The following is a 22777-nucleotide window of genomic DNA, read 5'->3' as shown; positions in this document are numbered from 1 at the left end:
AGCGCCATGCGCACGCGGCTCGACAGCCTGCTTCTTCTCTCGCTGGGGCTTAGCCGCCCCTGGGCGCCTCTCTAGGCACGCGCATCGTTCGCGGCCGGGCGACCAGGGGACTCGATCCTCGCCCCACGTAGAGAAAACACCGCGAAAGACCTGACCATGACCGCCCCCATCACCGAGTCCACGCCGGCGCCTGCATCCGACAGCGACCGCGTCATCATCTTCGACACCACCATGCGCGACGGCGAGCAGTCGCCCGGCGCGTCCATGTCGCTGGACGAGAAGCTGGAGCTGGCCAAGATCCTCGAAGACATGAAGGTCGACGTGATCGAGGCCGGTTTCCCGATCGCCTCGAACGGTGACTTCGAAGCCGTCTCCAGGATTTCGGAGATCATCACCGAGAGCGTTGTCTGCGGCCTGGCCCGCGCCGGGCAGGGCGACATCGACCGCGCCGGCGAGGCGATCAAGAAGGCCAAGCGCGGCCGCATCCACACCTTCCTGTCCACCAGCCCGGTGCACATGAAGTGGAAGCTGCAGATGGAGCCGGAACAGGTTCTGGAGCTGGTGACCAAGTCGGTCAGTCACGCCCGCAACCTGACCGACGACGTCGAGTGGTCGGCCGAGGACGCCACCCGCACCGAGCGCGACTTCCTGCTGCGCTGCGTCGAGGCCGCCATCAAGGCCGGCGCCACCACGATCAACCTGCCCGATACCGTCGGCTATACCTATCCGTCCGAGTACGCCGACCTGTTCCGCGACGTGATCGCCAACGTGCCGGGCGCGGACCGGGTGATCTTCTCCACCCACTGCCACAACGACCTGGGGCTGGCGGTGGCCAACTCCATCGCCGGCGTGCAGGGTGGCGCGCGGCAGATCGAGTGCGCGATCAACGGCATCGGCGAGCGGGCGGGCAACGCCGCGCTGGAAGAGATCGTCATGGCGCTGAAGGTGCGCGGCGACCGGCTGCCGTTCGTGACCGGCGTCGAGACCCAGCACATCACCCGCGCCAGCCGCTATGTCTCGGCCATCACCGGCTTCCCGGTGCAGTTCAACAAGGCGATCGTCGGCAAGAACGCCTTCGCCCACGAGAGCGGCATCCACCAGGACGGGATGCTGAAGAACGCCGAGACCTACGAGATCATGAAGCCCGAGGACGTGGGCCAGATCGAATCCAACCTGGTCATGGGCAAGCACTCGGGCCGCCACGCCTTCCGCGAGAAGCTGAAGGACCTGGGCTACGAGCTGGGCCAGAACGCCCTGAACGAGGCGTTCCAGCGCTTCAAGGACCTGGCCGACAAGAAGAAGCACGTCTTCGACGACGATATCGTGGCCCTGGTGGACGACGCGCTGGCCAGCGGGTCGGACAAGATCCAGGTCAAGCACCTGCGCGTGATCGCCGGCACCGAGGGCCCGCAGGAGGCCTTCCTGACGGTTTCGATCGACGGCGAGGAGAAGAGCGCCAACGCCCAGGGCGACGGTCCGGTGGACGCGGTGTTCAACGCCATCCACGCGGTGGCGCCCCACGCGGCGATCCTGCGCCTGTTCCAGGTGCACGCGGTGACCGAGGGCACGGACGCCCAGGCCCAGGTCTCGGTGCGCCTCGAGGAGGACGGCCGGATCGCGACGGGCTCGGCGGCCGACACCGACACGCTGACGGCCTCGGCCAAGGCGTACGTCAACGCGCTCAACAACCTCTTCGCGCGCAAGGAAAAGAGCGCTCCCGACGCCCGCGTCGCCAGCGGGTTCTAGGGTGGCTGTTTCCCTCCCCTAATGGGGAGGGACCGCTCGCCGGAGGCGAGCAGGGTGGGGAGGTGTTGATCCTTCCCGACCTCTGCGCCTCGGCTCTCACTTCCCCACCCTGACCGCTGCGCGGTCTGTCCCTCCCCACAAGGGGGAGGGAAGGAGCCTTGCCTTGCTCTGGATATTCCTGACCGTCGCCGCAGCGCCGCTGCAGGTGGCGCGTAACGCCATGCAGCGCGGGCTGGTGGGCGACGCCGGTCCGTGGGGGGCGACCCTCGTGCGCTTCCTGTTCGGCCTGCCGTTCTCGATCGCGATCTTTCTGACCGTGTTCCTGGTGACGCCGGGGGCGACGCCCCACTGGACGCCGGTGTTCTGGACGGCCGCCATCCTGGGCGCGATCGCCCAGGTGACGGCGACCGCGGTGCTGCTGATGGCCATGAGCCGCTCGGGTTTCGCGGTGGCGACCATGCTGCAGCAGTCGTCGCTGCCGCTCGCGGCGATCATGGGCTGGCTGGTGCTGGGCGACGCCCTCAGCGGCGCCGTGTGGCTGGGCGTGGCGGTGGCAAGCGCGGGCCTCGTGGTGCTGTCGTGGCCGCGGGCGGGGCAGGGCAAGGCCGACCTCGCCGGCGCGTTGCTGGGCCTGGCCGCGGGGGCGGCGTTCGCGGTGGCGTTCAACGGCTTCCGCGAGGGCGGTCGGGCGCTGGACCCGGCGCATCCCATCTTCTCGGCGACGGCGACGCTGGTGGTGGCCCAGGCGATGCAGGCCTTCGTGCTGACCTCGATCCTGGCGGTGACGCGGCCGCAGGCGCTGCGGGCGGTGCGCGGGGCGTGGCGCCCCTCGCTGGCGGCGGGGTTCTTCGGCTCGGCCGCGTCGGCCTGCTGGTTTGGGGCGCTGGCGCTCGCGCCGGCGGCGCCGGTGCGCGCCGTAGGCCTGATCGAGGGTCCGATCGCGGCGGCCGTCGGCCGCAAGCTGTTCCGCGAGAAGTTGTGGGTTCGCCAATGGGTCGGCGGGGCGCTGACCGGAGCCGGCCTGCTGCTCTGCACCCTGGGGTGACGCCGGCCGGATCCCGGGCGTGAGATCGTCTACTCCACGGCCAGGATCACGTGCGGCGCCTTGATCAGCGCGGTCACGGCGTCGCCGACGGCCAGTTCCAGAACATCGGCGCTCTCGGTGGTGATGGTGGCGGCCAGGGTCTTGCCGCCGCCGATGTCGAGGCGGATCTCGCTGGTGACGGGGCCGTCCTCGCGGGTCGCGACCACGCCCGCGATCTGGTTTCGCGCCGAGGTGCGCAGGCCCTCGCCCTTGGCCAGGACGATGAAGCTGGACTTGATGAGCGCGATGGCCGGCGCGCCGACGCGAAGGCCGAGGTCTTCGACGCTCTGCCCCGTGACGACGGCGACGATCTCCAGTCCGTCGGCGACGCGCAGCACCACCTCGGTGTTCACCGCGCCGGGCGCCAGTCGGGACACCGTGCCGCGCAGGGCGTTGCGTGCGCTCGTCTTCATGCCAAGGCTCCAGAACACGTCGGCTTCGAGGCCGCCGTCGAGTTTGGCCAGCGCCGCATCCACTTCGGCCTGGACGCGGCGAAAGGCGGCCAGAGCGGCCACGCCGCGCGGCGTCAGACTGGCCTGGCCGCCGCGACGGCCGCCCGGGGCGGCCTGGATCAGGGGGCCGTCGAACAGATTGTTGAGCGCCTGCACCGCATCCCAGGCGCCCTTGTAGGAGAGCCCGACCTTGCGGGCCGCCGCACTGATCGAGCCCAGTTCGCCGATCGCCTCGACCAGCGCCATCCGGGCCAGGGCGACGCGCGGCAGTCCCGGACGCTCGAGCGTGACGGTCGCGCTCAGCATGGTTTCCTCCGATATGCAGTCGAGGTACATAACGCACCATGCGCCTGATGACACGCCTGATCGCCGTGCTGATCGTCCTGTTCGCGGCGAGCCCTGCGGCGGCGGCCGAGACCCGCGTGGCGGTGGCGGCCAACTTCGCCGAGCCCGCCAAGGCGATCGCGGCGCGGTTCAAGGCGAGGACGGGTCATGACGCGATCCTGAGCTTCGGCTCTTCGGGCCAGTTCTACGCCCAGATCGCCAACGGGGCGCCATACGAGGTGTTCCTCTCCGCCGACCGCGAGCGGCCCGAGAAGGCCGAGGCCGAGGGGCTGGGCGTGGCGGGCAGCCGCTTCACCTACGCGATCGGCCGGCTGGTGCTGTACTCGAAGACCCCGGGGCTGGTGTACGGGCGCGCCGCGGTGCTCTCGCAGGGGCGCTTCCAGAAGCTCGCCATCGCCGATCCGCGCACCGCGCCGTACGGCGTGGCGGCGGTGGAGACCATGAAGAAGTTGCGGGTCTACGACGCCCTGCAGCCCAGGCTGGTGCAGGGGACGTCGATCACCCAGGCCTACCAGTTCGTCGAGACCGGCGCGGCCGAGGTGGGCTTCGTGGCCGCTTCGCAGCTGATCGGGGTGAAGGGCGGCTCGCGCTGGGTGGTTCCGGCCAGCGATCACACGCCGATCGATCAACAGGCCGTGCTGCTGAAGACCGGCGCCAACAGCGCCGCGGCCCGGGCCTTCATCCGCTTCCTGAAAGGGCCCGAGGCGAGGGCGATCATCCAGCGCTATGGCTACGAGGTCCGGTGAGCGAACTGGCCGCCGTCATCTGGCTGACCCTGAAGCTGGCAGGGGTCACCACGCTGATCCTGCTGGTGGCGGCCACGCCCCTGGCGTGGTGGCTGGCGCGCAGCCGCAGCTTCGCCAGCGAGCTGGTGGGCGCGGTGGTGGCCCTGCCCATCGTGCTGCCGCCGACGGTGCTGGGCTTCTACCTGCTGATCGCGCTGGGGCCGAACAGTCCACTGATGGCGCCCTTGCAGGCCTTCGGCGTCCGCACCCTGGCTTTCACCTTCACAGGCCTGGTGATCGGCTCGCTGATCTATTCGCTGCCGTTCGCCGTGCAGCCGCTGCGCAACGCCTTCCGGGCCATCGGGGAGGAGCATTTCGATGCCGCCGCGACCCTGGGCGCGACCGGTCTGCAGACCTTCACGCGGGTGGCGCTGCCGCTGGCGGCGCCCGGCTATGTGGCCGCCGCGATCCTGACCTTCGCCCACACGATCGGCGAGTTCGGCGTCGTCCTGATGATCGGCGGCGCGATCCCCGGCGTGACGAATGTGCTGTCGGTGGAGATCTTCCGCGACGTCGAGGCGCTGGACTGGGATCGCGCGCACATGCTGGCCGGCATCCTGCTGGTGTTCGGCTTCGCCGTCGTGCTGTCGCTGCTGAGCCTGGAGCGCCGGATGCCGGGTTCGGGCCCTGCGAACCGGTGAATTGACGGGCGAGCGCACCACGCCCTTTGGTTGAGTTTGGTGCGCCTCGCAGGGGGTGCGCGGGAGCGGCCGACCCTGGCGCGACAGCTGTTGAACGTATCGGCGAAGATCGCGATCAGGCGCGCGTCATCGCAGGCGCGATCGGCGGCGAACCGGGGGGGCGGGTCGAGCACGTCTACCCGCCCGAAGGCGTGCGCCGCCGCATCGAGGCGCCGCTGTAGGCCATGCCTCCGGCGGCTGCCCGGAAATCGTGGCGGGAGCGGGGCGGAGAGCGTTCGCAAACTCGCGCGCGACGCGAAAGCGCACACCACTCATTAAGCCTTGAAATGCCGAATGGCGCAGGGCAGAGGGACGGATTAAGCCCGCCAGACAAAGCGTACCGACTCGCCGCATCCTCGCGCGTTAGTCGAGCCGCCTTTGGTTCCTCTGTCGGAACGTCTTAGCCCCTATCCCCTCAGGGCCCTGCATGATCTCGTCTCTCTTCGGCGCCATCTCGAACGACATCGCCATCGACCTCGGCACCGCCAACACGCTCATCTACATGAAGGGCAAGGGCATCGTGCTCAACGAGCCCTCGGTGGTCGCGCTGCGCAACGTCGGCGGGCGCAAGGTGGTTCACGCCGTGGGCATAGAGGCCAAGCAGATGCTGGGCCGCACGCCGGGCCACATGGAGGCCATCCGCCCCATGCGCGACGGCGTCATCGCCGACTTCGAAGTCGCCGAGGAGATGATCAAGTACTTCATCCGCAAGGTTCACAACCGGAAGGGCTTCGTGAACCCGAAGGTGATCGTGTGCGTGCCGTCGGGCGCCACCGCCGTGGAGCGCCGCGCCATCAATGACAGCTGCCTGAACGCCGGCGGCCGTCGCGTGGGCCTGATCGACGAGCCGATGGCCGCGGCGATCGGCGCGGGCCTGCCCATCCATGAGCCCACCGGCTCGATGGTGGTCGACATCGGCGGCGGCACCACCGAGGTGGCCGTGCTGTCGCTGTCGGGCATCGTCTATTCGCGCTCGGTCCGCGTCGGCGGCGACAAGATGGACGAGGCGATCATCAGCTACATGCGCCGCAACCATAACCTCCTGATCGGCGAGACCACGGCCGAGCGGATCAAGAAGGAGATCGGCACCGCCCGCGCGCCGGCCGACGGCGAGGGGCTGTCGATCGAGGTGAAGGGCCGCGACCTGATGCAGGGCGTGCCGCGGGAAGTGCGGATTTCCGAGAAGCAGGCGTCGGACGCCCTGTCGGAGCCGGTCGGCCAGATCGTTGACGCGGTGAAGATGGCGCTGGAGGCGACGCCTCCGGAACTGGCCTCGGACATCGCCGACAAGGGCATCATGCTGACCGGCGGCGGCGCGCTGCTGCGTGGTCTGGACGCCGAGATCCGCGACCATACCGGCCTGCCGGTGACCGTGGCCGACGACCCGCTGTCGTGCGTGGCCCTGGGCTGCGGCAAGGTGCTCGAGCATCCCAAGTGGATGAAGGGCGTCCTCGAATCCACGCTGGCGTAAGTCACGGCGCGTCGGGGGGCGCGACGTTAGGGGCAGCTGCTAGATGTCCTTGAGGGACAACCCGCTCGGCGAACTGAAGGTCCCGCTGACCTGGACGGCGGGCGTCGTGTTCATTGTGGTGCTCATCGCCGCGGTGGCCATGCTGCTGGGCGACAGCCGCGAGTCCTTCGACACCGACGAGTACGGCAATCCGCGCACGCTCTCGGACCGTGTGATGGCGCCGGTGGGCGACGCCCTGTCGACGCCGGGACGGCTGACGGGGCAGGGGGTCGAGGGCATCCGCGGGTACTTCTTCGCGGTGTCGGAGAACCGCCGGCTGCGCGCCGAGCTGGAGAACATGCGCCAGTGGCGCGACGTGGCCATCGCGCTGCGCGACACCAATGAGCGCTATCGCGACATTCTGGGCCTGAAGACCGATCCGCCGATCCCGATGGCGACGGCGCGGATCGTCACCGACAGCCGCGGCCCCTTCGCGAACTCGCGCCTGGCCAACGCGGGCAGCGAAAAGGGCGTCCGGCCCGGCAATCCGGTGATGAGCGAGAACGGCCTGGTGGGCCGGGTGGTGGGGGTGACCACCGGCGTGTCGCGGGTGCTGCTGCTGACCGACGCGGCGGCGCGCACGCCGGTGATGATCGACCGGACCAATGCGCGGGCCATCCTGACCGGCGACGGCGGGCCCAATCCCAAGCTGGAATATCTGCGCGGGCAGGATCCGGTGAGAACCGGCGACCGCATCCTGACCTCGGGCGATGGCGGCGTGTTCCCGCGCGGCCTGCCGGTGGGGGTGGCGGTGAAGGGGCTGGACGGGCGCTGGCGCGTGGCGCTTGCCTCGGACAAGGCCGCCGTCGACTACGTGCGCATCCTGCTGTTCGAGGATTTCACCCAGGTGGCCGACGCCAAGCGGCTGGAGCACGCGGCGCCCCCGCCGCCGACCCCGGGCTATTCGACCCTGCCGCCGGCGCCGACCGTGGTGGCCCCGGCCCCGGCGGCGCCTGTCGCTGCGCCGCCCGCGGCGGCCGGCGCGACGCCGCCGACGAAAGCCACCGCCACGCCGCCCACGAAGACGACTGCGACGCCGGCGCCGAAGGCGACGCCGCCGGCGAAGACGACCACGCCGCCCCCTAAGGCCGCGACGCCGGCGCCCAAGGCGACGCCCGCGCCCAAGACCGCGGGGGCCGCCCCGTGAGCACGACCGCCGCCCGTGGGCTCGCGCCCTGGCGCTGGCTGGGGCTGCCGATGCTGCTGGTCATGATCGTGACCTTCATCTTCGCCTTGCCGCTGCGCTTCTGGGGCCTGGGCCTGCCTGAGCCGCTGTTCGCCATGCCGGTGGTGTTCGCCTGGGCGGTGATCCGGCCGTCGATGCTGGGCCCGGTGGCGATCCTGGTCCTGGGCCTGTTCCTGGACTTCCTGTGGGGCGCGCCCACCGGCTTCTGGCCGGTCTGCCTGCTGCTGCCGTACGGGGTGGTTCTGGCCGCCCGATCGATCCTGGCGGGCCAGTCGCAGCTGATGATGTGGATCTGGTATGCCCTCGCGACCGTCATGGCGATGGGCACGGGCTACCTGTTCACGATGCTTCACACCCAGAGCACGCCCGATCTCGTAACCGTGGGTTGGCAATTCCTCGCCACAGTCGTCCTCTATCCCTTCGCGAACCTGCTCATCGAGCGGTTCGAGGATGCCGACGTGAGGTTCCGCTAGAGCCCATGACCCAACCCGCCATCTTCTTCGAAGAGGTCAATGAGCGGCAGGGCGTGTTCCATCGCCGCGCGATCCTGCTGGGCGGCTTCGCGGGCCTGGGGATCACCGCGCTGGGCGCGCGCCTGGCCTATCTCCAGCTGCTGGAGACCCAGCGCTACGAGAAGCTGGCCACTTCGAACCAGTTCAACTTCAAGCTCCAGCCGGCCCCGCGCGGCGTCATCGTCGACCGCAACGGCGCGGTGCTGGCCGCCAACCGGCCGAACTTCCGGCTGATGGTGGCGCGCGACAAGGGCGTGGACCCCGAGGCCACGATCAAGACCCTGGCCAACTATGTGCCGCTGGACGAGACCCGCCAGCGCCGGCTGCTCAAGGACATCAACTCAGCCCCCAAGCGGGCGCCCGTCTCGGTCATGGAGGACATGAGCTGGGAGCAGTTCTCGGCCATCAATGTCCGCGCGCCCGAGCTGCCCGGCGTGACCGCCGACATGGGCGAGGTGCGGGTCTATCCGCACGGCGGCGCCTTCGCCCACGTGATCGGCTACGTGGCCAAGGTGAACAAGGACGACATCGACGCCATCACCAAGGCGGGTCGCACGCCCGACCCGATCATGCTCCATCCCGGCTTCCGGATCGGCAAGCAGGGGGTGGAGAAGGCGCTGGACGAAGCGCTGCGTGGCCGCCCGGGGGCGCGCAAGGTGGAGGTGGACGCCAACGGCCGCGAGGTGCGCCACGACGACGCCGGCGACATTCCGGCCACGCCCGGCGCCGAGATCCAGCTGACCCTCGACGTCGACATCCAGAACCGCGCGCTGGAGGTCTTCGGCGAGGAGAGCGGCGGGGCGGTGATGATGGACTGTCGCACCGGCGACATCCTGTGCATGACCTCGGCGCCGTCGTTCGACGCCAACCGCTTCGTGCGCGGGCTGACCGGCGGCGAGTACCGGGCGTTGGCCGGCTATGAGCGCAAGCCGCTGCTGGATAAGTGCCTGTCGGGTCTCTATCCGCCGGGCTCGACGTTCAAGACCATGACCGCGCTGGCTGTGCTGATGGCCGGGATCGACCCCGAGGCGCGGGTCACCTGCGGCGGGGGCATGAACTTCGGCGGCCGCTACTTCCACTGCCACAAGCGCGGCGGCCATGGATCGCAGAACCTGAACGACGCGATCAAGAACAGCTGCGACACTTACTTCTATTCGATGTCGCTGCGGGTGGGGCCGGACCGGATCGCCCAGGCGGCGCGGGCCTTCGGCCTGGGCCAGACCTTCGACATCGGCATTCCCGGCCAGAAGAAGGGCATCGTCCCCGACCCCGCCTGGAAGAAGCGCTACTTCAAGAAGAACGAGGCCATGCAGCCCTGGTGGCCGGGCGAGAACCTCAGCTACGCCATCGGCCAGGGCTATCTGCAGGTGAACTGCCTGCAGCTGGCGGTGATGACGGCGCGGCTGGCCAATCCCGACTACAAGGCGTTGAATCCGCGGCTGATCAAGTCGGTCGGTGGGAAGGAGCTGCCTCGCGGCTCGGATGTGCCCGCCCTGCCGTTCCCGCGGGACCACATCGACCGGGTGCGGGCCGGCATGGCCGCCGTGACCGATGTGGGCGGCACCGGCTATCGCGCGAGCCAACTGGGCCTGGGCGACATCCTGATGGCCGGCAAGACTGGCACGGCACAGGTGCGCAACTACGCCGCCGGCGGTTCACGCGGGAAGGGCGGCACTTGGGGTCTGCGCGACCACGGGCTGTTCGTCGCCTTCGCGCCGATCGATGCGCCTCGCTATGCGATCGCGGTGATTGTGCAGCACGGCATGGGCGGGTCGACCGCGGCCGCCCCCCGGGCCCGTGAGATCATGCGCACCGCGTTGCTCAAGGACCCCGAGATGATGGCGCGGGTGCAGAAGCCGCTGCCGATGCCCGAAATCACGCCCGACATCGAACAGGATACCGCGCCGCTGACCCCGACGGTGCTGCCGCCTGGCGCGCAGGCCATTCCCACCGTCGCGCCGGCTCCGGCGCCCCTTCCCGGACGCCCGACATGACCGTTTCGGCCCTGACCCGTCCCGGCGAGCGCGATCGGCTGGTCGTAAAGTTCTCCGAGGTCGACTGGCTCTTCGTCCTGGTGCTTTGCCTGATCGCGGGCGCCGGCGCGCTGATGCTCTTCTCGATCGCCGGATCGTCCTGGGATCCCTGGGCCGCCCAGCATGTGGGGCGCTTCACGTTCTGCCTGGTGCTGATGCTGGCTTTGGCCATGATCGACATCCGGGTCTGGTTCGCGCTGGCCTATCCGATCTACGGCATAGGCGTCCTGCTGCTCATCGCGGTGGAGGCCGTGGGAGACGTGCGCCTGGGCGCGCAGCGATGGCTGTCCATCGGCAGCTTCAGCTTCCAGCCTTCGGAGGTGATGAAGCTGGGCATCGTGCTGGCCCTGGCGCGCCTGTACCATGGCGTGTCGGCCGAGCGGGCGCGGCTGTCGTGGTGGCTCCTGATCCCCGCGTTGATGATCGCCGTGCCCGTGGGGCTGGTGGCCCACCAGCCCGACCTGGGCACCGCCATGCTGATCCTGCTGACCGGCGTGGCGATCGTGGTCATGGCCGGATTGTCGTGGAAGATCATCGGGGCCGGCGTGGCGGCCTTCCTGGCCATTGTGCCGCCCTTCGTGCTGTTCGTGATGCACGACTACCAGCGCCAGCGGGTGCTGACCTTCCTGGATCCCGAAAGCGACCCGTCGGGCTCGGGCTATCACATCCTGCAGTCGATGATCGCCCTGGGCTCGGGCGGCCTGCTGGGCAAGGGGTACGGCCTGGGCTCGCAGAGCCAGCTCAACTTCCTGCCCGAGAAGCAGACCGACTTCATCTTCGCCACCCTGGCCGAGGAGTTCGGCTTCGTGGGCTGCATCTCGATCCTGATCCTCTACGCAGCGGCGATCTTCATGGCGCTGCGCACCTCGTACCTGAGCCACAGCCACTTCGGCCGGCTGGCCGCGGCGGGCGTGACGGCCACCTTCACGCTGTACGTGCTGATCAACGGGGCGATGGTTATGGGCCTGGCCCCGGTGGTCGGCGTGCCGATGCCGATGCTCAGCTACGGCGGCACGGTCATGCTGACGGTGATGATCGGCTTCGGCCTGGTCCAGTCGGTCCGGGTCCATCGCTACGCCGAGGTGACCAGCGGCAAGGGGTCGTTCGTCTAGAACGGTTCGAAGCAGTCGTAGTTGCGCTGGCGGCGGATCTTGTCGCCGGCGAACTCGAAGAAGACGGCGAAGCGGGCCTTCATGACATCGCCGGGCTTGAGGCTGCGGATCGGGACGGCCAGGACGCCGCGCCACAGCACCTCGCAGGCCACCAGGTCGCCGGCCTCGACGAGATTGACGATCTCGTAGGTCTCGGAGGTCAGGACGCCCTGGCCGCGCGCGCTGGCCGCGCGCAGGTCGGCGAGGGTGCGGCGCGCGCCCGTGGGGACCAGGGCGTTGGGGAACTCCTCCTGGACCGCGTCATCGGCGAAGAAGGCGAGCGAGTCGCCGCGGTCCTCGATGGCCTTGAGGTAGGCGCGGACGAGGTCGGCGCGGCTCATCTGGACTAGAGCTTCAGGGCCTGGTCGGTCGCCCGGACCAGGCCGTCGACGATGCCGGGCTCGGTCGAGGCGTGGCCGGCGTCCCAGACGACCTCGAACCGGGCGCCGGGCCAGGCGGTCTTGAGCTTCCAGGCGCTCTCCATCGGCGTGACCACGTCAAACCGGCCCTGGACGATCCAGCCGGGGATGTCCTTCAGCACGTGGGCGTTCTCGAGCAGCCAGTTCTCGCTCTCGAAGAAGCCGCCGTTGGCGAAGAAGTGACACTCGATGCGGGCGAAGGCGATGGCGAAGTCGATCTCGTTGAACTTCGACGGCCGCGCTTCGGGGCCGCGGATCGAGATCGTGTCGCCTTCCCACTGGCTCCAGGCGGCGGCGGCCTCGGCCTGCACCTGGCGGTCGGGGTGGGTGAGCCGCTTGTGGTAGGCGCCGATCATGTCGCCGCGCTCGGCCTCGGGGATCGGGGCGACGAAGCGGGCCCAGGCGTCCGGGAACAGCATCGAGGCGCCGTCCTGGTAGAACCAGTGCAGCTCGCGCGGGGTCAGCAGGAAGATGCCGCGCAGCACCAGGCTTTCGACCCGCTCGGGGTGCTTGATCGCGTAGGCCAGCGCCAGCGTCGAGCCCCACGAGCCGCCGAACACGCTCCACTTCTCCACGCCCAGGTGGACGCGCAGCCGCTCGATGTCGTCGATCAGGGACCAGGTGGTGTTGTCGTCCAGGCTGGCGTTGGGGCGCGAGCGCCCGCAGCCGCGCTGGTCGAACAGCGCCATCCGCCACTTCGACGGATCGTAGAACCGCCGCATGGTGGGATTGATCGCGCCGCCCGGGCCGCCATGCAGGATCACGCACGGCTTGCCGTTCGGATTGCCGCACTCTTCGTAGAAGATCTCGTGCGGTCCGCCGGTCGCCAGCCAGCCGCTCGCGAACGGCTCGTTGTCGGGGAACAGCCCCCGGCGGTGCTGCGAAGCGGAAATAGCAGGCGCGGCGAGGGATCGGTCCATACGGGCCTTCTACTTCGGGAACCGCCTGTCCAACCAGTCCAGGATCAGTTGGTTCACTTCGTCCGGTTTCTCCTGCTGTGTCCAGTGGCCGGAACCGCGCACCAGCGTCGTTTCGAGATCGCCGATGAACGCCGGCATGTGCTCGGCGGCCGACGGCGGCAGCACGGCGTCGAGTTCGGCGGTGATCATCAGGCAGGGGATACCGTCGATCCGCGTGGGCAGGGTCTCGGCGCGTTCCCAGTTGCGGGTGAAGTTGCGGTACCAGCTGACCGGGCCGAAGAAGCCGCCGTCGCGGAAGGCGTCGGCGAAGACGGCCAGTTCGTCGGGCGTCAGCAGGGGCTCGCGCGGATCGACGTCGCCGGTCCACTGCTGCAGCAGGTCCTTGAACGCGAAGGTGGAGCCGGACGCGCTGGGCTGGGCCGCCGCCTGCAGGGCGGCCGGGCGGCGCATGAAGAACGACATCGTCTTGTGGGTGTCGGCGCCCAGCACAGCCTCGGGCTCGTCCGGGTTCTGGAACCAGACGATGTACATGTCGGGGCCGAAGCGGGCGCGCATGATGGCGATGGGGTCGGCCGGGGCGCGCGGCATGAAGGGCGTGTTCAGGCCGATGACGCCCGCCACCCGGCTGGGGTGGATCAGCGGCATCTGCCACACCACGATGCCGCCCCAGTCGTGGCCGCAGAAGATCGCCTTCTCGACGCCCAGGTGGTCGAGCAGGGCGGCCATGTCGCCGGTCAGGTGGTCGATGTCGTAGTCGGTGACGTTGGCGGGCTTTCCCGAGGCGCCGTAGCCGCGCTGGTCGGGGGCGATCACCCAGCGGCCGGCGTCGGCCAGGGCCTTGATCTGGTGGCGCCAGGAGAACGCCAGCTCGGGAAAGCCGTGGCAGAGGACGACGGGCACGCCCGTCCGGGGGCCGGCTTCGTACCAGGCGATCTCGACGCCGTTCACCGCGGCGCGCCGCACCGGCGGCATCATGGTCTCCAGCGCCGACATTTCCGACTCCCTTGGGTTGTTGCCTGTCGCGTGAACCAGTAGGGCAGGCGCCGTGACGTCCGCCAATCCTGCTTCGGCGCCCGACCCGGGATCGCCCGCCCCCGCGCCGGTCGCGACCCCCTGGGGCCTGGTGATCCTGCTGGGCGCGCTGACGGGCATGGGCCCGCTGGCCATCGACATGTACCTCCCCAGCCTGCCGGCCATCGCCGCCGGGCTGAAGGCGGATCCGGCGCAGGCGCAGACCACGGTGGCCGCGTTCCTGGCGGGCATGGCGGTGGGGCAGCCTATCTACGGCCCCTGGTCGGACCGGATCGGGCGTCGGGTTCCGCTGATCCTGGGCGCGCTGATCTTCATCGCAGGGTCTATCGCGTGCGCCCTGGCGACCTCGATCGAGCTGATGCTGGCCGCACGCTTTCTTCAGGCGCTGGGCGCGTGCGCCGGCGGGGTGGTGTCGCGCGCGGTGATCCGCGACCGGTTCGACCACACCGAGACGGCCCGAATGCTCAGCCTGATGATGCTGATCATGGGCCTGGCGCCCATCCTGGCGCCGATCCTGGGCAGCGCGCTGCTGGCGCTTGGCGGCTGGCAGTGGAACTTCTGGTTCATGACCGCCTTCGGGGTGGCGATCTGCATCGCGGCGCTTGTCCGGCTCAAGGAGACGCGGTCGGAGGCCACGGCCCTGCAGGCGTCCCAGGAGAATCCGTTCCAGTCGTATGCGGCGGTGCTGAAGAACCGGCGGCTGATCGGCTATGCGCTGTGCGGCGCGCTGAACGGGGCGACGCTGTTCACCTACATCTCCGCGTCGCCCGGCCTGATCATGGGAACGTACGGCTACTCGTCGGCGGTCTATCCGTGGATCTTCGGCCTGAACGCCCTGGGCGTGATCGGCGCGGGGCAGGTGAACCGGATGGTGCTGCGCTACGCCACGCCCGACCAGGTGCTGCTGCGCGCCAGCCTCGTCGCCTCGATCTTCGGCCTGGGCCTGGCCCTCGCGGCGGCGACCGGGATCGGCGGGCAGTGGACCGTGCTGCCGCTGCTGTTCCTGCTGCTGTCCAGCTATGGCTTCATGCAGGGCAACACCATGGCCGGCGCGCTCAACGTCGACCCGACGCGGGCGGGCGCGATCTCGGCGCTGATGGGCACGCTGTCGTTCGCCACGGGGGCCGCGGCGGCCAGCCTGGCGGCGCTGTTCCACGACGGCACGCCGCGGACGATGGCGGTGGTGATGCTGATCGCACTGGTGGGCTCGGCGGTGAGCCTGCGGGCGCTGGCCCTGCGGCGCGGCTGATCAGGTCTGCGGATCGACCCCGCGGGCGGCCCAGGCCAGGATGGCCCAGCCGGTCAGGAACATCAGGCCGCCCAACGGCGTCACCATCCCAAGCCACCGCGGCGCGCCGGCGGCCATGGCGTAGAGCGAGCCCGAGAACAGCACCACGCCCGACAGGAAGAACGCCGGGGCCAGCCGGGCGCGGCGCGCGCCGATGTTCATGAAGGTGGCGCAGGCGAACGTCGCCATGGTGTGCATGAATCCGTAGGTGGACCCGGTCCGCAGCCATTCCGCCGCCTTGGGATCCTTCACGCCATGGGCCGCAAAGGCGCCCACGGCCACGGCCACGAAGCCGCCGATGGCGGCCAGCGTCATCCAGTTGCGTCGCGTCCAGAACCCCATCAGCCCCAGACCCGCGGGCGGCGGCCCGCCCAGGGGGCTTCCTTCTCCAGCTGGCCGGCCAGGCGGAACAGCGTGGCTTCGTCGGCGAACTTGGCGGTGAACATCATGCCGATGGGCAGGCCGTTCTCGGACATCTCCAGCGGCAGGCTCATCGAGGGCTGGCCCGAGAAATTGAACGGCGGGGTGAAGGGGAAGACGCGGCCCTGGCGGCGGTTCACCTCCTTGGGCTCCAGATTCACCGGGTCGATGTGGCCGATCTCGGGAACGGTCGTGCCCATGACCGGCGACAGGTAGACGTCGATGTCCTCGAAGGCCGCGAGCGTCTTGTAGTTGAGCATCCGCGTCTCCTGCAGCGAACGCATGACGTCGGCGCCGGTCTGGCGGCGGCCGGCCTTCAGCGAGGCCCAGGTCAGGGGCTCCAGCTCGTCCGGCTCGGGCTCACGGCCGACCTCCTCGATAAGCCGCGCCATGCCGGCGGCGAAGTTGGCGGCGGCCGCGGCGCCGCGCGAGGCGTAGAGGGCGCGGTAGTCGACGCCCAGGCCGCGCTCGAACACCTCGTGGCCCAGGCCCTTCAGCAGCGTGACGGTTCGCTCCAGCGCCGCCTGGATCTCGGCGTCGATGGGCCGGCCCGAGGGCGTCTCGCTGGACCATGCGATGCGCAGCTTGCCCGGACTGCGGCTCACTTCTTCCAGATAGGGCCGGTCCTTGGGCGGGGCGGGGTAGGGCGCGCCCGGCTCGGGCACGCCGGTCACGTCCAGCATGGCGGCGGAGTCCCGGACCGTCCGGCTGACGACGTGGTCCACCACGTTGCCCATGGCGTAGTCGTAGCCGTCGGGCAGGTTGGGATTGCGGTCGCGGGTGACCTTCAGGCCTACCAGCCCGCAGCAGGCGGCGGGGATGCGGATCGAGCCCAGGCCGTCCGAGGCGTGCGCCAGCGGGACCATGCCCGCCGCCACCGCCGAGGCCGACCCGCCCGACGAGCCGCCGGCGATGTGGTTGGGATTCCACGGGTTGCGGCAGGGGCCCAGGCGCGCGCCCTCGGTGGTGCCGGTGATGCCGTATTCGGGTGTGTTGGTCTTGCCCAGCGCGATGATGCCCGAGCTGCGATAGCGGGCCATCAGGCCGCTGTCGGCGGAATCGACCAGGTTGCCGAACCGGCTGCCGTGGGTGCGGGGCCAGCCGGCGACCGAGATGCCCAGGTCCTTGATCAGGAACGGCACGCCCTTGAACGGCCCGTCCGGCAGCGGCTCGGTGGCCTGGCGGCGCGCGTCGTCGAAGCCTTTGTAGACCACGGCGTTCAGGGTGGGGTTGTGGTCCTCGATCCGGTCGATCGCCGCTTCGACCAGCTCGCCCGGTGTCACCGCCTTCTTGGCGACCAGTTCGGCCAGGCCCAGGCCGTCGTACTCGGAGAAGGTGGTCATCTTGGGCATCAGCGGGCTCCGGCGGAGAGGAAGGCGAGCTTCTCGACGGGGGTCAGGTCGCGGACCTGGCGCTTGAGGGCGCCGAACGAGGCCTCGGCGGCGTCGAGCGCGCCGTCGATGTCGGCTTCGGTCATGGCCGCGCAGAGGAACATGTTGTGCCAGGGGTGCACGTAGACGCCGCGGCTGAGCATCTCGGAGGACCAGCAGAAGCCCTTTCGCAGGTCGGGGTCGTCGTCGAACAGGAACAGCGGCATGACGCCGGGGCCGGTCTGGCGAAGGCCGAAGCCGGCGGCGGACGCGCGCTCGGCCAGACCATCCCGCAGGCGCTGGCCCAGGGCGGTGATGCGCTCGAGGTAGTCGGTCTCGCGGATGAGCCGGAGCGTCTCCAGCGCCGCGGCCATGGTCGCGGCCTGATACCAGAACGAGCCGGTCACATAGATCGAGGCGGCTGCGGCGCGGGCCTTGTCGTTCCCCAGCAGGATCGACAGCGGGTGGCCGTTGGCGACGCATTTGCCCCACGACGACAGATCCGGCTGCACGCCGAGACGGCTCCAGGAACAGTCGCGGTCCAGGCGGAAGCCGGCGCGGACCTCGTCGACGACCAGCAGGGCGCCTGTGCGGTCGCAGAGCTCGCGGGCCTTCCGGGCGTACTCCGGCGTCGGGTCGGACTGGTCGATGAAGGCGTCGTGCTTGAAGGGCGCGGCGAAGACGGCGGCCAGGTCGTCGCCGGCCTCGGCCACGGCGGCCTCAAGGCTGGCCACGTCGTTGTAGTCGTAGAAGATCTGGTGGCTGCGGTCGGTGTCGATCACCCCCGCCGGCCGGGGCGTGCACCAGGGCAGGGCGCCGTGATAGGCCCCCTTCGCCCGCACGACGATCCGGCGTCTGGTGTGCGCCCGCGCCGTGGTCAGCGCCATGGTCGTGGCGTCAGAGCCGTTCTTGCAGAAGATCGCCCAGTCGGCATGCGTGACCATGCCGGTCAGCGCCTCGGCCAGTTCCACCATCAGGGCGGTCGGGCCGGTCAGGGTGTCGCCCTTCTCGAGCTGACGCACGAAGGCCGCGTCGATCTCGGGGTGGGCGTAGCCGAACAGGTTGGGCCCGTAGGCGCACATGAAGTCGAGGTAGCGGTTGCCGTCGGCGTCCCACAGGTGGGCGCCTTCGCCGCGTTCGAAGAACTGCGGATAGTCGTCGGGCAGCAGGCCCACAGACTGGTGACCGTACATGCCGCCCGGGATCACCGCCGCGGCGCGGTCGCGCAGCTCCCGGTCGCGGCTGTTCGTCCGGTCCATCGCGCCTCTCCCTTATCGTTGTTCAGGAGAGTTTACGCAGCGCGCGCGGAAAGCCTCAAGCGTCGAACCGGAACGCGTCGCCGTCGCGCTTCACATGGCCGGCCGTGGGCGCGGCGTAGTGGGTGCCGATGACCAGGATCGGCTGGTCGGCCCATTCGGCGAACATCCTGGCCCGCGTCGCCGCCGCCGCCTTGGGATCGCTGTCGAACGAGGGGGACCAGTGCGGGTGGGCGAGCTGGCAGGGATGGTGGGTCATGTCGCCGGTGATCACCGCCTTCTCGCCATTGGACTCGATGGCGACGCTGACGTGGCCGGGCGTGTGGCCGGTGGTGGGGGTCAGCCGCACGTTGGGCGAGATCACGTGATCCAGGCCCACGAACTCGGCCAGGCCTGCGTCCAGGATCGGCTGCACGGAGTCGGACAGGATCGCCTGCTGCTCGTCGTCGCCCTCGGCGGTCCAGTGCTCGAACTCGGTGCGGCCGATGAGGTAGCGGGCGTTCGGGAAGGTGGGGACCCACTTGCCGTCGACCAGCATGGTGTTCCAGCCGACGTGGTCCACGTGGAGATGCGTGCACACCACCGCATCCACGCTCTCGCGCGTCCAGCCGGCGGCTTCGAACGCCTCCAGGAACTTGGTCTGCAGGCCGCCCGGGCCGGTCATGCCGCGCGGCTTGTCGTTGCCGATGCAGGTGTCGACCACCAGGCGCAGGCCCGGCGCCTCGACCAGCAAGGCGTGGATCGACAGCAGCAGGTGGTCGTCGGCGCTGACGAAGTTCGGGTAGAGCCACGGCAGCTTTCGCAGCTCGGCCGGCGTGGCCTCCTTCAGGAAGACGGTGTCGGGGCTGTAGGGGATGGGCATCTCCATCTCCACCACCCGCGTAATCTTCACGTCGCCGATCTTCCAGCTGAGCATCGTCATTCCCCCCGCACCTTGTTGGCCCAAACGCTAGGCGCTGGGCTGGCGTCTGTCACGGCGACTCCTGTAAGGCGGGGCCATGTCGCTCCCCGTCCGGCTCGGGCTGTTCTACTCGGCGATCTTTGTCGGGACCGGCGCCAGCTCGCCCTACATGCCGGTGTGGTTCGCCGAGCGCGGCCTGTCGGGCGCGCAGATCGGGCTCATCCTGTCGTTGCCCATGCTGGCGCGGGTGTTCACCGCCCCCCTGATCGCGGTCTGGGCCGACAGCTTCAAGCTGCGGCGGACGGCGCTGGCGTTCCTGAGCCTGGCGGTGATGGCGGCCTACATCCTGATGGCCCTGCCGCTGGGGTTCGCAGGCTGGACCGTGGTGTGGTTCGCGGCCTCGTCGGCGTTTTCCACGGTCTCGCCGCTGACCGACGTGATCGTGCTCAACCGGGCGCGCCGCGACGGGTTCAACTACGGCTGGCCACGCGGCATCGGCTCGGCGGCCTTCATCGTCGCGAACATCGGCATGGGCGCGGTGCTGACCTGGGGCTCACCCGACCTGGTGCTGGTCTGGATCACCGCGGCGGTGGCGCTCACGGCGCTGGGCGCGCGCCTGCTGCTGCCGCCCGACCCCGTTCACGAGGAGGGCCACACGGCCAAGGTCTCGGACCGGTTCGCCGGCATCGGAGAGCTGTTGCGCGATCCGGCGTTCATGACCGCGGCGGCGGCGGCCGGCCTGATCCAGTCGGCGCACGCGTTCTACTATGGGTTCTCGACCCTGGCCTGGAAGCAGCAGGGCATCCCCGAGAGCCTGACCGGCGTCCTGTGGGGGGTGGGGGTGGCGGTCGAGGTGGCGTTTATGTGGTTCATGGAGCCGTGGCGGCGGCGGGTGGGCCCCCGCAACCTGCTGGTGCTGGGCGGGCTGGCGGCGGTGCTGCGCTGGACGGTGATGGCGTTCTCGCCGCCGCTGTGGGCGCTGTTCCTGCTGCAGCCCCTGCACGTGCTGAGCTATGCGGCGACGTTCCTGGCCTCGCTGCAGCTGATCGAACGGCTGTCGACGCCGCGCAACGCCTCGGCGGCCCAGACGATCAACTCGGCGCTGTCGGCCGGCGTGCTGATGGGCGTCGCCACCATGGCCTCGGGCCCGCTGTTCGACCACTTCGGCGCCCACGGATATCTGTTGATGTCGGCGATGAGCGTTGCAGGCGTAATCTGCGCGGCGCGTCTGTATGGCGTGCGCCGGTTGGATCCGGCGTGAAGGGGAGGGCGAGCATGAGCCTGCATCTGTTCGGCTGTCTTTGCGGCCAGTTCCACAGCTCCGGCGCGGGCATGGGCATGGACGGCGACCGGGTGGCCGTGCCGATCCCCTTCTATGTCCTGGAGCATCCGGACGGCGTGGCGCTGTTCGACTGCGGCCTGCCGGCGGCGATGATCGACTACGATGACACCTATCGCGCGGCGCTGCGGACCCAGGACATGGACGCGACGCTTTCCGCCGAGGAGACGTTGACGGCCAACCTCGAGCGGCTGGACATCGATCCCGGCCGCGTGCGGTTCGTCGCCCTCTCGCACCTGCATTTCGATCACGCGGGCGGCCTCAGCGAGTTGCCCAACGCCACCATCGTGGTCCAGCGCCGCGAATGGAAAGCCGGCTTCGAGAAGGAGGTCGCCAACCGGTATGGCCTGCGGAAACGCTACTTCGATCTCGGACATCCGGTCACCCTGGTGGACGGCGAGCACGACCTTTTCGGCGACGGCTCAGCGGTGCTGATCCCCAGCCACGGCCACACGCCGGGCCACCAGTCGCTGCGGGTCAGGGGCGAGCAGGGCGACCACCTGCTGGTGGGGGACGCCTGCTACCACTGCGGGGTGGTCGAGACCCGGCGGTTTCCCCCGCATGCGGACCACGCGGCCATGAACCGCGCGCTGGATGCGCTCCTGGCCCTGCGCGGGCCTGAGACCGTGATGGTCTGGGGCCATGACCCGGATCAGTGGGGCGACCAGCCGGTGCTGCCTGTCGCGAGGCCCTGACCTCGCGTCGGCTGACGTGGCGACACGCTTGCGGCCGGCGGGGCGCCGGAGCCAGATGGGCGCAGGAGGAAAGTCATGCGTGCTCTGAACGTCGCGGCCCCGTGGGGCCTGGATGCCATCAAGGTGGTGGATCTGCCGGACCCGAAGCCCGGGCCGGGGCAGGTGCTTGTGCGCATGAAGGCGGTGTCGCTGAACTATCGCGACCTGTTGATGGTCAACGGGATGTACGGCCGCGGGCCGGCGTCCACGACCGACGTGATCACGCCCTTCTCGGACGGCTGCGGCGTCGTCGAGGCGGTGGGCGAGGGCGTCACCCGCTTCAAGGCCGGCGATCGCGTCGCCACGCTGTTCTTCCAGGGCTGGGTCTCGGGCCCGCCGACCCTGGAGAAGCTGGTCACCGCCCTGGGCTTCCCGATCCCCGGCGCGGGTTCGGAGCTGCAGACCTTCACCGAGGAGGGCCTGTCGAAGGTCCCGGACTTCCTGACCGACCATCAGGTGGCGACGTTGCCGTGCGCGGCGCTGACCGCCTGGCGCGGACTGTTCGTCGACGCCCGGCTGGAGCCCGGCGACACGGTGGTGCTGCAGGGGACGGGCGGCGTCTCGATCTTCGGGCTGCAGTTCGCGCATGCCGCGGGCCTGCGCACGGTGATCACGTCGTCGTCCGACGAGAAGCTGGAGCGGGCCAAGGCGCTGGGGGCCGATCACGTCGTCAACTACAAGACCACGCCCGGCTGGTCGGGACCGGTGCGCGCCGCCACGAACGGCCGCGGCGCGGACTTCATCATGGAAGTGGGCGGCGGCGGCACGATCCAGGAGAGCATGAAGGCCATCAAGATCGGCGGCCATATCGCGATCATCGGGGTGGTGGCCGGGGCTGGCGAGCCGTTCAACCCCGCGGCCCTGATCGGCAACTCGGCCAAGCTGCAGGGCCTGTCGGTGGGGTCGCGCGACATGTTCGAGGCCATGGGGCGGATGATTGACCTGAGGAAGATTTCCCCGGTCGTCGACAAGGTGTTCCCGTTCACCGAAGCTAAGGCGGCCTTCGCGGCCATGGCGGCCGGCGAGCACTTCGGCAAGATCGTGCTGGAATTCTAGAAAGCTGACGAAGGGAGGGCGCGATGCAGACCAAGGGGATCAACCACCTGGCGCTCGTGTGCCGCGACATGGCCGAGACGGTGAAGTTCTACACCGAGGCCTTGGGCATGCCGCTGGTGAAGACGGTGGTCCTGCCGGATGGCGGGCAGCACTTCTTCTTCGACTGCGGCGGCGGCTCGCTGCTGGCGTTCTTCTGGTGGGGCGACGCCCCGCCGGCGGCGCCCGGCATCGCCTCGGTCGCCGATTTCCCGTCCAAGCCGAAGACGGCGGTCGGCTCGATGAATCACGTGGCGTTCCACATGGACGAGGACCAGCTGGACGCCTCGATCGCGCGGCTGCAGGCGAACGGCGTGCATGTGTCTGTGCCGATCGTCGTGAACCACGACGACAGCCCGATGGGCGTCGCCCGCGACATGCACGACGGCGTGTGGGTGCGCTCGGTCTACTTCCGCGACCCCAACGGCGTGATGCTGGAGTTCGCCGCCACGCTCCGGGACTTCCGGCCCGAGGACGTGGCGCACGAGCCCGCCCGCGCCCTCGAGCCGGCGGAGTAGCGCG

22 protein-coding genes are annotated in these 22777 nt (G+C 69.8%); 14 read left to right on the top strand and 8 right to left on the bottom strand.

Annotated elements, in window-relative coordinates; translation table 11 throughout:
* The first annotated feature begins 156 nt into the window (after positions 1–156).
* Both EPN98_RS21320 and EPN98_RS21315 read left to right on the top strand, forming a co-directional pair.
* Positions 157–1746 carry a 2-isopropylmalate synthase gene (locus tag EPN98_RS21320; RefSeq protein ID WP_293364951.1) on the top strand — a complete coding sequence of 530 codons (1590 nt, stop codon included), beginning with the start codon at positions 157–159 and terminating at the stop codon, positions 1744–1746.
* 163 nt (positions 1747–1909) lie between these two features.
* Positions 1910–2791 carry an EamA family transporter gene (locus EPN98_RS21315; protein WP_293364950.1) on the top strand — a complete coding sequence of 294 codons (882 nt, stop codon included), beginning with the start codon at positions 1910–1912 and terminating at the stop codon, positions 2789–2791.
* A 29-nt stretch (positions 2792–2820) separates the two neighbouring features.
* Here EPN98_RS21315 and EPN98_RS21310 read toward each other — a convergent pair whose 3' ends face one another.
* Positions 2821–3588, bottom strand: a complete 768-nt coding sequence (locus tag EPN98_RS21310; protein ID WP_293364949.1) for a TOBE domain-containing protein — start codon at positions 3586–3588, stop codon at positions 2821–2823.
* A 47-nt stretch (positions 3589–3635) separates the two neighbouring features.
* Here EPN98_RS21310 and modA point away from each other — a divergent pair, with 47 nt between their 5' ends.
* The 7 genes from modA (at position 3636) to rodA (ending at position 11445) form a co-directional block, all read left to right on the top strand.
* Positions 3636–4373, top strand: a complete 738-nt coding sequence (gene modA, locus EPN98_RS21305) for a molybdate ABC transporter substrate-binding protein (RefSeq protein WP_293364948.1) — start codon at positions 3636–3638, stop codon at positions 4371–4373.
* 5 nt (positions 4374–4378) lie between these two features.
* Entirely contained in the window at positions 4379–5053 is a 675-nt protein-coding gene (gene modB / locus EPN98_RS21300; protein WP_293364962.1) for a molybdate ABC transporter permease subunit, read from the top strand.
* 466 nt (positions 5054–5519) lie between these two features.
* On the top strand, positions 5520–6563 hold the full coding sequence (locus EPN98_RS21295; RefSeq protein WP_012522835.1) for a rod shape-determining protein: 1044 nt from the start codon (positions 5520–5522) through the stop codon (positions 6561–6563).
* A gap of 43 nt (positions 6564–6606) precedes the next feature.
* Complete coding sequence (mreC, locus tag EPN98_RS21290; protein WP_293364947.1) at positions 6607–7749, top strand: rod shape-determining protein MreC; 1143 nt, start codon at positions 6607–6609, stop codon at positions 7747–7749.
* The gene (locus EPN98_RS21285) at positions 7746–8261 is read left to right on the top strand and encodes a hypothetical protein (RefSeq protein WP_293364946.1); all 516 of its coding nucleotides are present in this window, start codon (positions 7746–7748) and stop codon (positions 8259–8261) included. The genes mreC and EPN98_RS21285 overlap by 4 nt, the downstream gene beginning before the upstream one ends.
* Before the next feature lie 5 nt (positions 8262–8266).
* On the top strand, positions 8267–10294 hold the full coding sequence (mrdA, locus tag EPN98_RS21280) for a penicillin-binding protein 2 (RefSeq protein WP_293364945.1): 2028 nt from the start codon (positions 8267–8269) through the stop codon (positions 10292–10294).
* Entirely contained in the window at positions 10291–11445 is a 1155-nt protein-coding gene (rodA, locus tag EPN98_RS21275) for a rod shape-determining protein RodA (RefSeq protein WP_293364944.1), read from the top strand. The genes mrdA and rodA overlap by 4 nt, the downstream gene beginning before the upstream one ends.
* On the opposite strand, the gene EPN98_RS21270 is transcribed toward rodA, so the two are convergent.
* The 3 genes from EPN98_RS21270 to EPN98_RS21260 are packed head-to-tail and all read right to left on the bottom strand — an operon-like array spanning position 11442 to position 13816.
* Positions 11442–11825, bottom strand: coding sequence for a nuclear transport factor 2 family protein (locus EPN98_RS21270; RefSeq protein WP_293364943.1), 384 nt, complete (start codon positions 11823–11825; stop codon positions 11442–11444). The two genes, rodA and EPN98_RS21270, sit on opposite strands and share 4 nt — an antisense overlap.
* Positions 11826–11830: 5 nt before the next feature.
* On the bottom strand, positions 11831–12823 hold the full coding sequence (gene pip, locus EPN98_RS21265) for a prolyl aminopeptidase (protein WP_293364942.1): 993 nt from the start codon (positions 12821–12823) through the stop codon (positions 11831–11833).
* A gap of 9 nt (positions 12824–12832) precedes the next feature.
* Positions 12833–13816 (bottom strand): alpha/beta hydrolase, encoded by a 984-nt coding sequence (locus EPN98_RS21260; protein WP_293364941.1) that lies wholly within the window; start codon positions 13814–13816, stop codon positions 12833–12835.
* 52 nt (positions 13817–13868) lie between these two features.
* On the opposite strand from EPN98_RS21260, the gene EPN98_RS21255 reads away from it, so the two are divergent.
* The gene (locus EPN98_RS21255; RefSeq protein ID WP_293364940.1) at positions 13869–15104 is read left to right on the top strand and encodes a multidrug effflux MFS transporter; all 1236 of its coding nucleotides are present in this window, start codon (positions 13869–13871) and stop codon (positions 15102–15104) included.
* Here EPN98_RS21255 and EPN98_RS21250 read toward each other — a convergent pair whose 3' ends face one another.
* The 4 genes from EPN98_RS21250 to EPN98_RS21235 are packed head-to-tail and all read right to left on the bottom strand — an operon-like array spanning position 15105 to position 19111.
* Entirely contained in the window at positions 15105–15485 is a 381-nt protein-coding gene (locus tag EPN98_RS21250; RefSeq protein ID WP_293364939.1) for a DUF423 domain-containing protein, read from the bottom strand.
* Positions 15485–16915 (bottom strand): amidase family protein, encoded by a 1431-nt coding sequence (locus EPN98_RS21245; RefSeq protein WP_293364938.1) that lies wholly within the window; start codon positions 16913–16915, stop codon positions 15485–15487. Before EPN98_RS21245 ends, EPN98_RS21250 begins: the two co-directional genes overlap by 1 nt.
* A complete protein-coding gene (locus tag EPN98_RS21240; RefSeq protein WP_293364937.1) occupies positions 16915–18192 on the bottom strand; it encodes an aminotransferase class III-fold pyridoxal phosphate-dependent enzyme in 1278 nt (425 codons plus the stop codon). The genes EPN98_RS21245 and EPN98_RS21240 overlap by 1 nt, the downstream gene beginning before the upstream one ends.
* Before the next feature lie 55 nt (positions 18193–18247).
* Positions 18248–19111 (bottom strand): MBL fold metallo-hydrolase, encoded by an 864-nt coding sequence (locus tag EPN98_RS21235; protein WP_293364936.1) that lies wholly within the window; start codon positions 19109–19111, stop codon positions 18248–18250.
* Between the two features lie 76 nt (positions 19112–19187).
* Here EPN98_RS21235 and EPN98_RS21230 point away from each other — a divergent pair, with 76 nt between their 5' ends.
* From EPN98_RS21230 to EPN98_RS21215, 4 genes are all read left to right on the top strand, one after another.
* Positions 19188–20351: an MFS transporter gene (locus EPN98_RS21230; RefSeq protein WP_293364935.1), complete on the top strand. Its 1164-nt coding sequence runs from the start codon at positions 19188–19190 to the stop codon at positions 20349–20351.
* 14 nt (positions 20352–20365) lie between these two features.
* The gene (locus EPN98_RS21225; RefSeq protein ID WP_293364934.1) at positions 20366–21124 is read left to right on the top strand and encodes an N-acyl homoserine lactonase family protein; all 759 of its coding nucleotides are present in this window, start codon (positions 20366–20368) and stop codon (positions 21122–21124) included.
* A gap of 75 nt (positions 21125–21199) precedes the next feature.
* Positions 21200–22219, top strand: a complete 1020-nt coding sequence (locus EPN98_RS21220) for an NAD(P)-dependent alcohol dehydrogenase (RefSeq protein WP_293364933.1) — start codon at positions 21200–21202, stop codon at positions 22217–22219.
* 23 nt (positions 22220–22242) lie between these two features.
* Positions 22243–22773, top strand: a complete 531-nt coding sequence (locus EPN98_RS21215) for a VOC family protein (protein ID WP_293364932.1) — start codon at positions 22243–22245, stop codon at positions 22771–22773.
* The last annotated feature ends 4 nt before the right edge of the window (positions 22774–22777 follow it).

The sequence above is a fragment of the Phenylobacterium sp. genome, from assembly GCF_004299445.1.
Lineage (GTDB): Bacteria > Pseudomonadota > Alphaproteobacteria > Caulobacterales > Caulobacteraceae > Phenylobacterium.
Note: the sequence above shows the minus strand (reverse complement) of the source record. Positions and strands in the feature narration are given on the sequence as shown.

Bases quoted from the DNA above. Each gene is read 5' to 3' on its own strand.
- EPN98_RS21320 (WP_293364951.1), top strand. From the start codon at position 157: ATGACCGCCCCCATCACCGAGTCCACGCCGGCGCCTGCATCCGACAGC.
- EPN98_RS21310 (WP_293364949.1), bottom strand. From the start codon at position 3,588: ATGCTGAGCGCGACCGTCACGCTCGAGCGTCCGGGACTGCCGCGCGTC.
- modA (WP_293364948.1), top strand. From the start codon at position 3,636: ATGACACGCCTGATCGCCGTGCTGATCGTCCTGTTCGCGGCGAGCCCT.
- EPN98_RS21295 (WP_012522835.1), top strand. From the start codon at position 5,520: ATGATCTCGTCTCTCTTCGGCGCCATCTCGAACGACATCGCCATCGAC.
- mreC (WP_293364947.1), top strand. From the start codon at position 6,607: ATGTCCTTGAGGGACAACCCGCTCGGCGAACTGAAGGTCCCGCTGACC.
- mrdA (WP_293364945.1), top strand. From the start codon at position 8,267: ATGACCCAACCCGCCATCTTCTTCGAAGAGGTCAATGAGCGGCAGGGC.
- rodA (WP_293364944.1), top strand. From the start codon at position 10,291: ATGACCGTTTCGGCCCTGACCCGTCCCGGCGAGCGCGATCGGCTGGTC.
- EPN98_RS21270 (WP_293364943.1), bottom strand. From the start codon at position 11,825: ATGAGCCGCGCCGACCTCGTCCGCGCCTACCTCAAGGCCATCGAGGAC.
- pip (WP_293364942.1), bottom strand. From the start codon at position 12,823: ATGGACCGATCCCTCGCCGCGCCTGCTATTTCCGCTTCGCAGCACCGC.
- EPN98_RS21260 (WP_293364941.1), bottom strand. From the start codon at position 13,816: ATGTCGGCGCTGGAGACCATGATGCCGCCGGTGCGGCGCGCCGCGGTG.
- EPN98_RS21250 (WP_293364939.1), bottom strand. From the start codon at position 15,485: ATGGGGTTCTGGACGCGACGCAACTGGATGACGCTGGCCGCCATCGGC.
- EPN98_RS21245 (WP_293364938.1), bottom strand. From the start codon at position 16,915: ATGCCCAAGATGACCACCTTCTCCGAGTACGACGGCCTGGGCCTGGCC.
- EPN98_RS21240 (WP_293364937.1), bottom strand. From the start codon at position 18,192: ATGGACCGGACGAACAGCCGCGACCGGGAGCTGCGCGACCGCGCCGCG.
- EPN98_RS21235 (WP_293364936.1), bottom strand. From the start codon at position 19,111: ATGACGATGCTCAGCTGGAAGATCGGCGACGTGAAGATTACGCGGGTG.
- EPN98_RS21230 (WP_293364935.1), top strand. From the start codon at position 19,188: ATGTCGCTCCCCGTCCGGCTCGGGCTGTTCTACTCGGCGATCTTTGTC.
- EPN98_RS21225 (WP_293364934.1), top strand. From the start codon at position 20,366: ATGAGCCTGCATCTGTTCGGCTGTCTTTGCGGCCAGTTCCACAGCTCC.
- EPN98_RS21220 (WP_293364933.1), top strand. From the start codon at position 21,200: ATGCGTGCTCTGAACGTCGCGGCCCCGTGGGGCCTGGATGCCATCAAG.
- EPN98_RS21215 (WP_293364932.1), top strand. From the start codon at position 22,243: ATGCAGACCAAGGGGATCAACCACCTGGCGCTCGTGTGCCGCGACATG.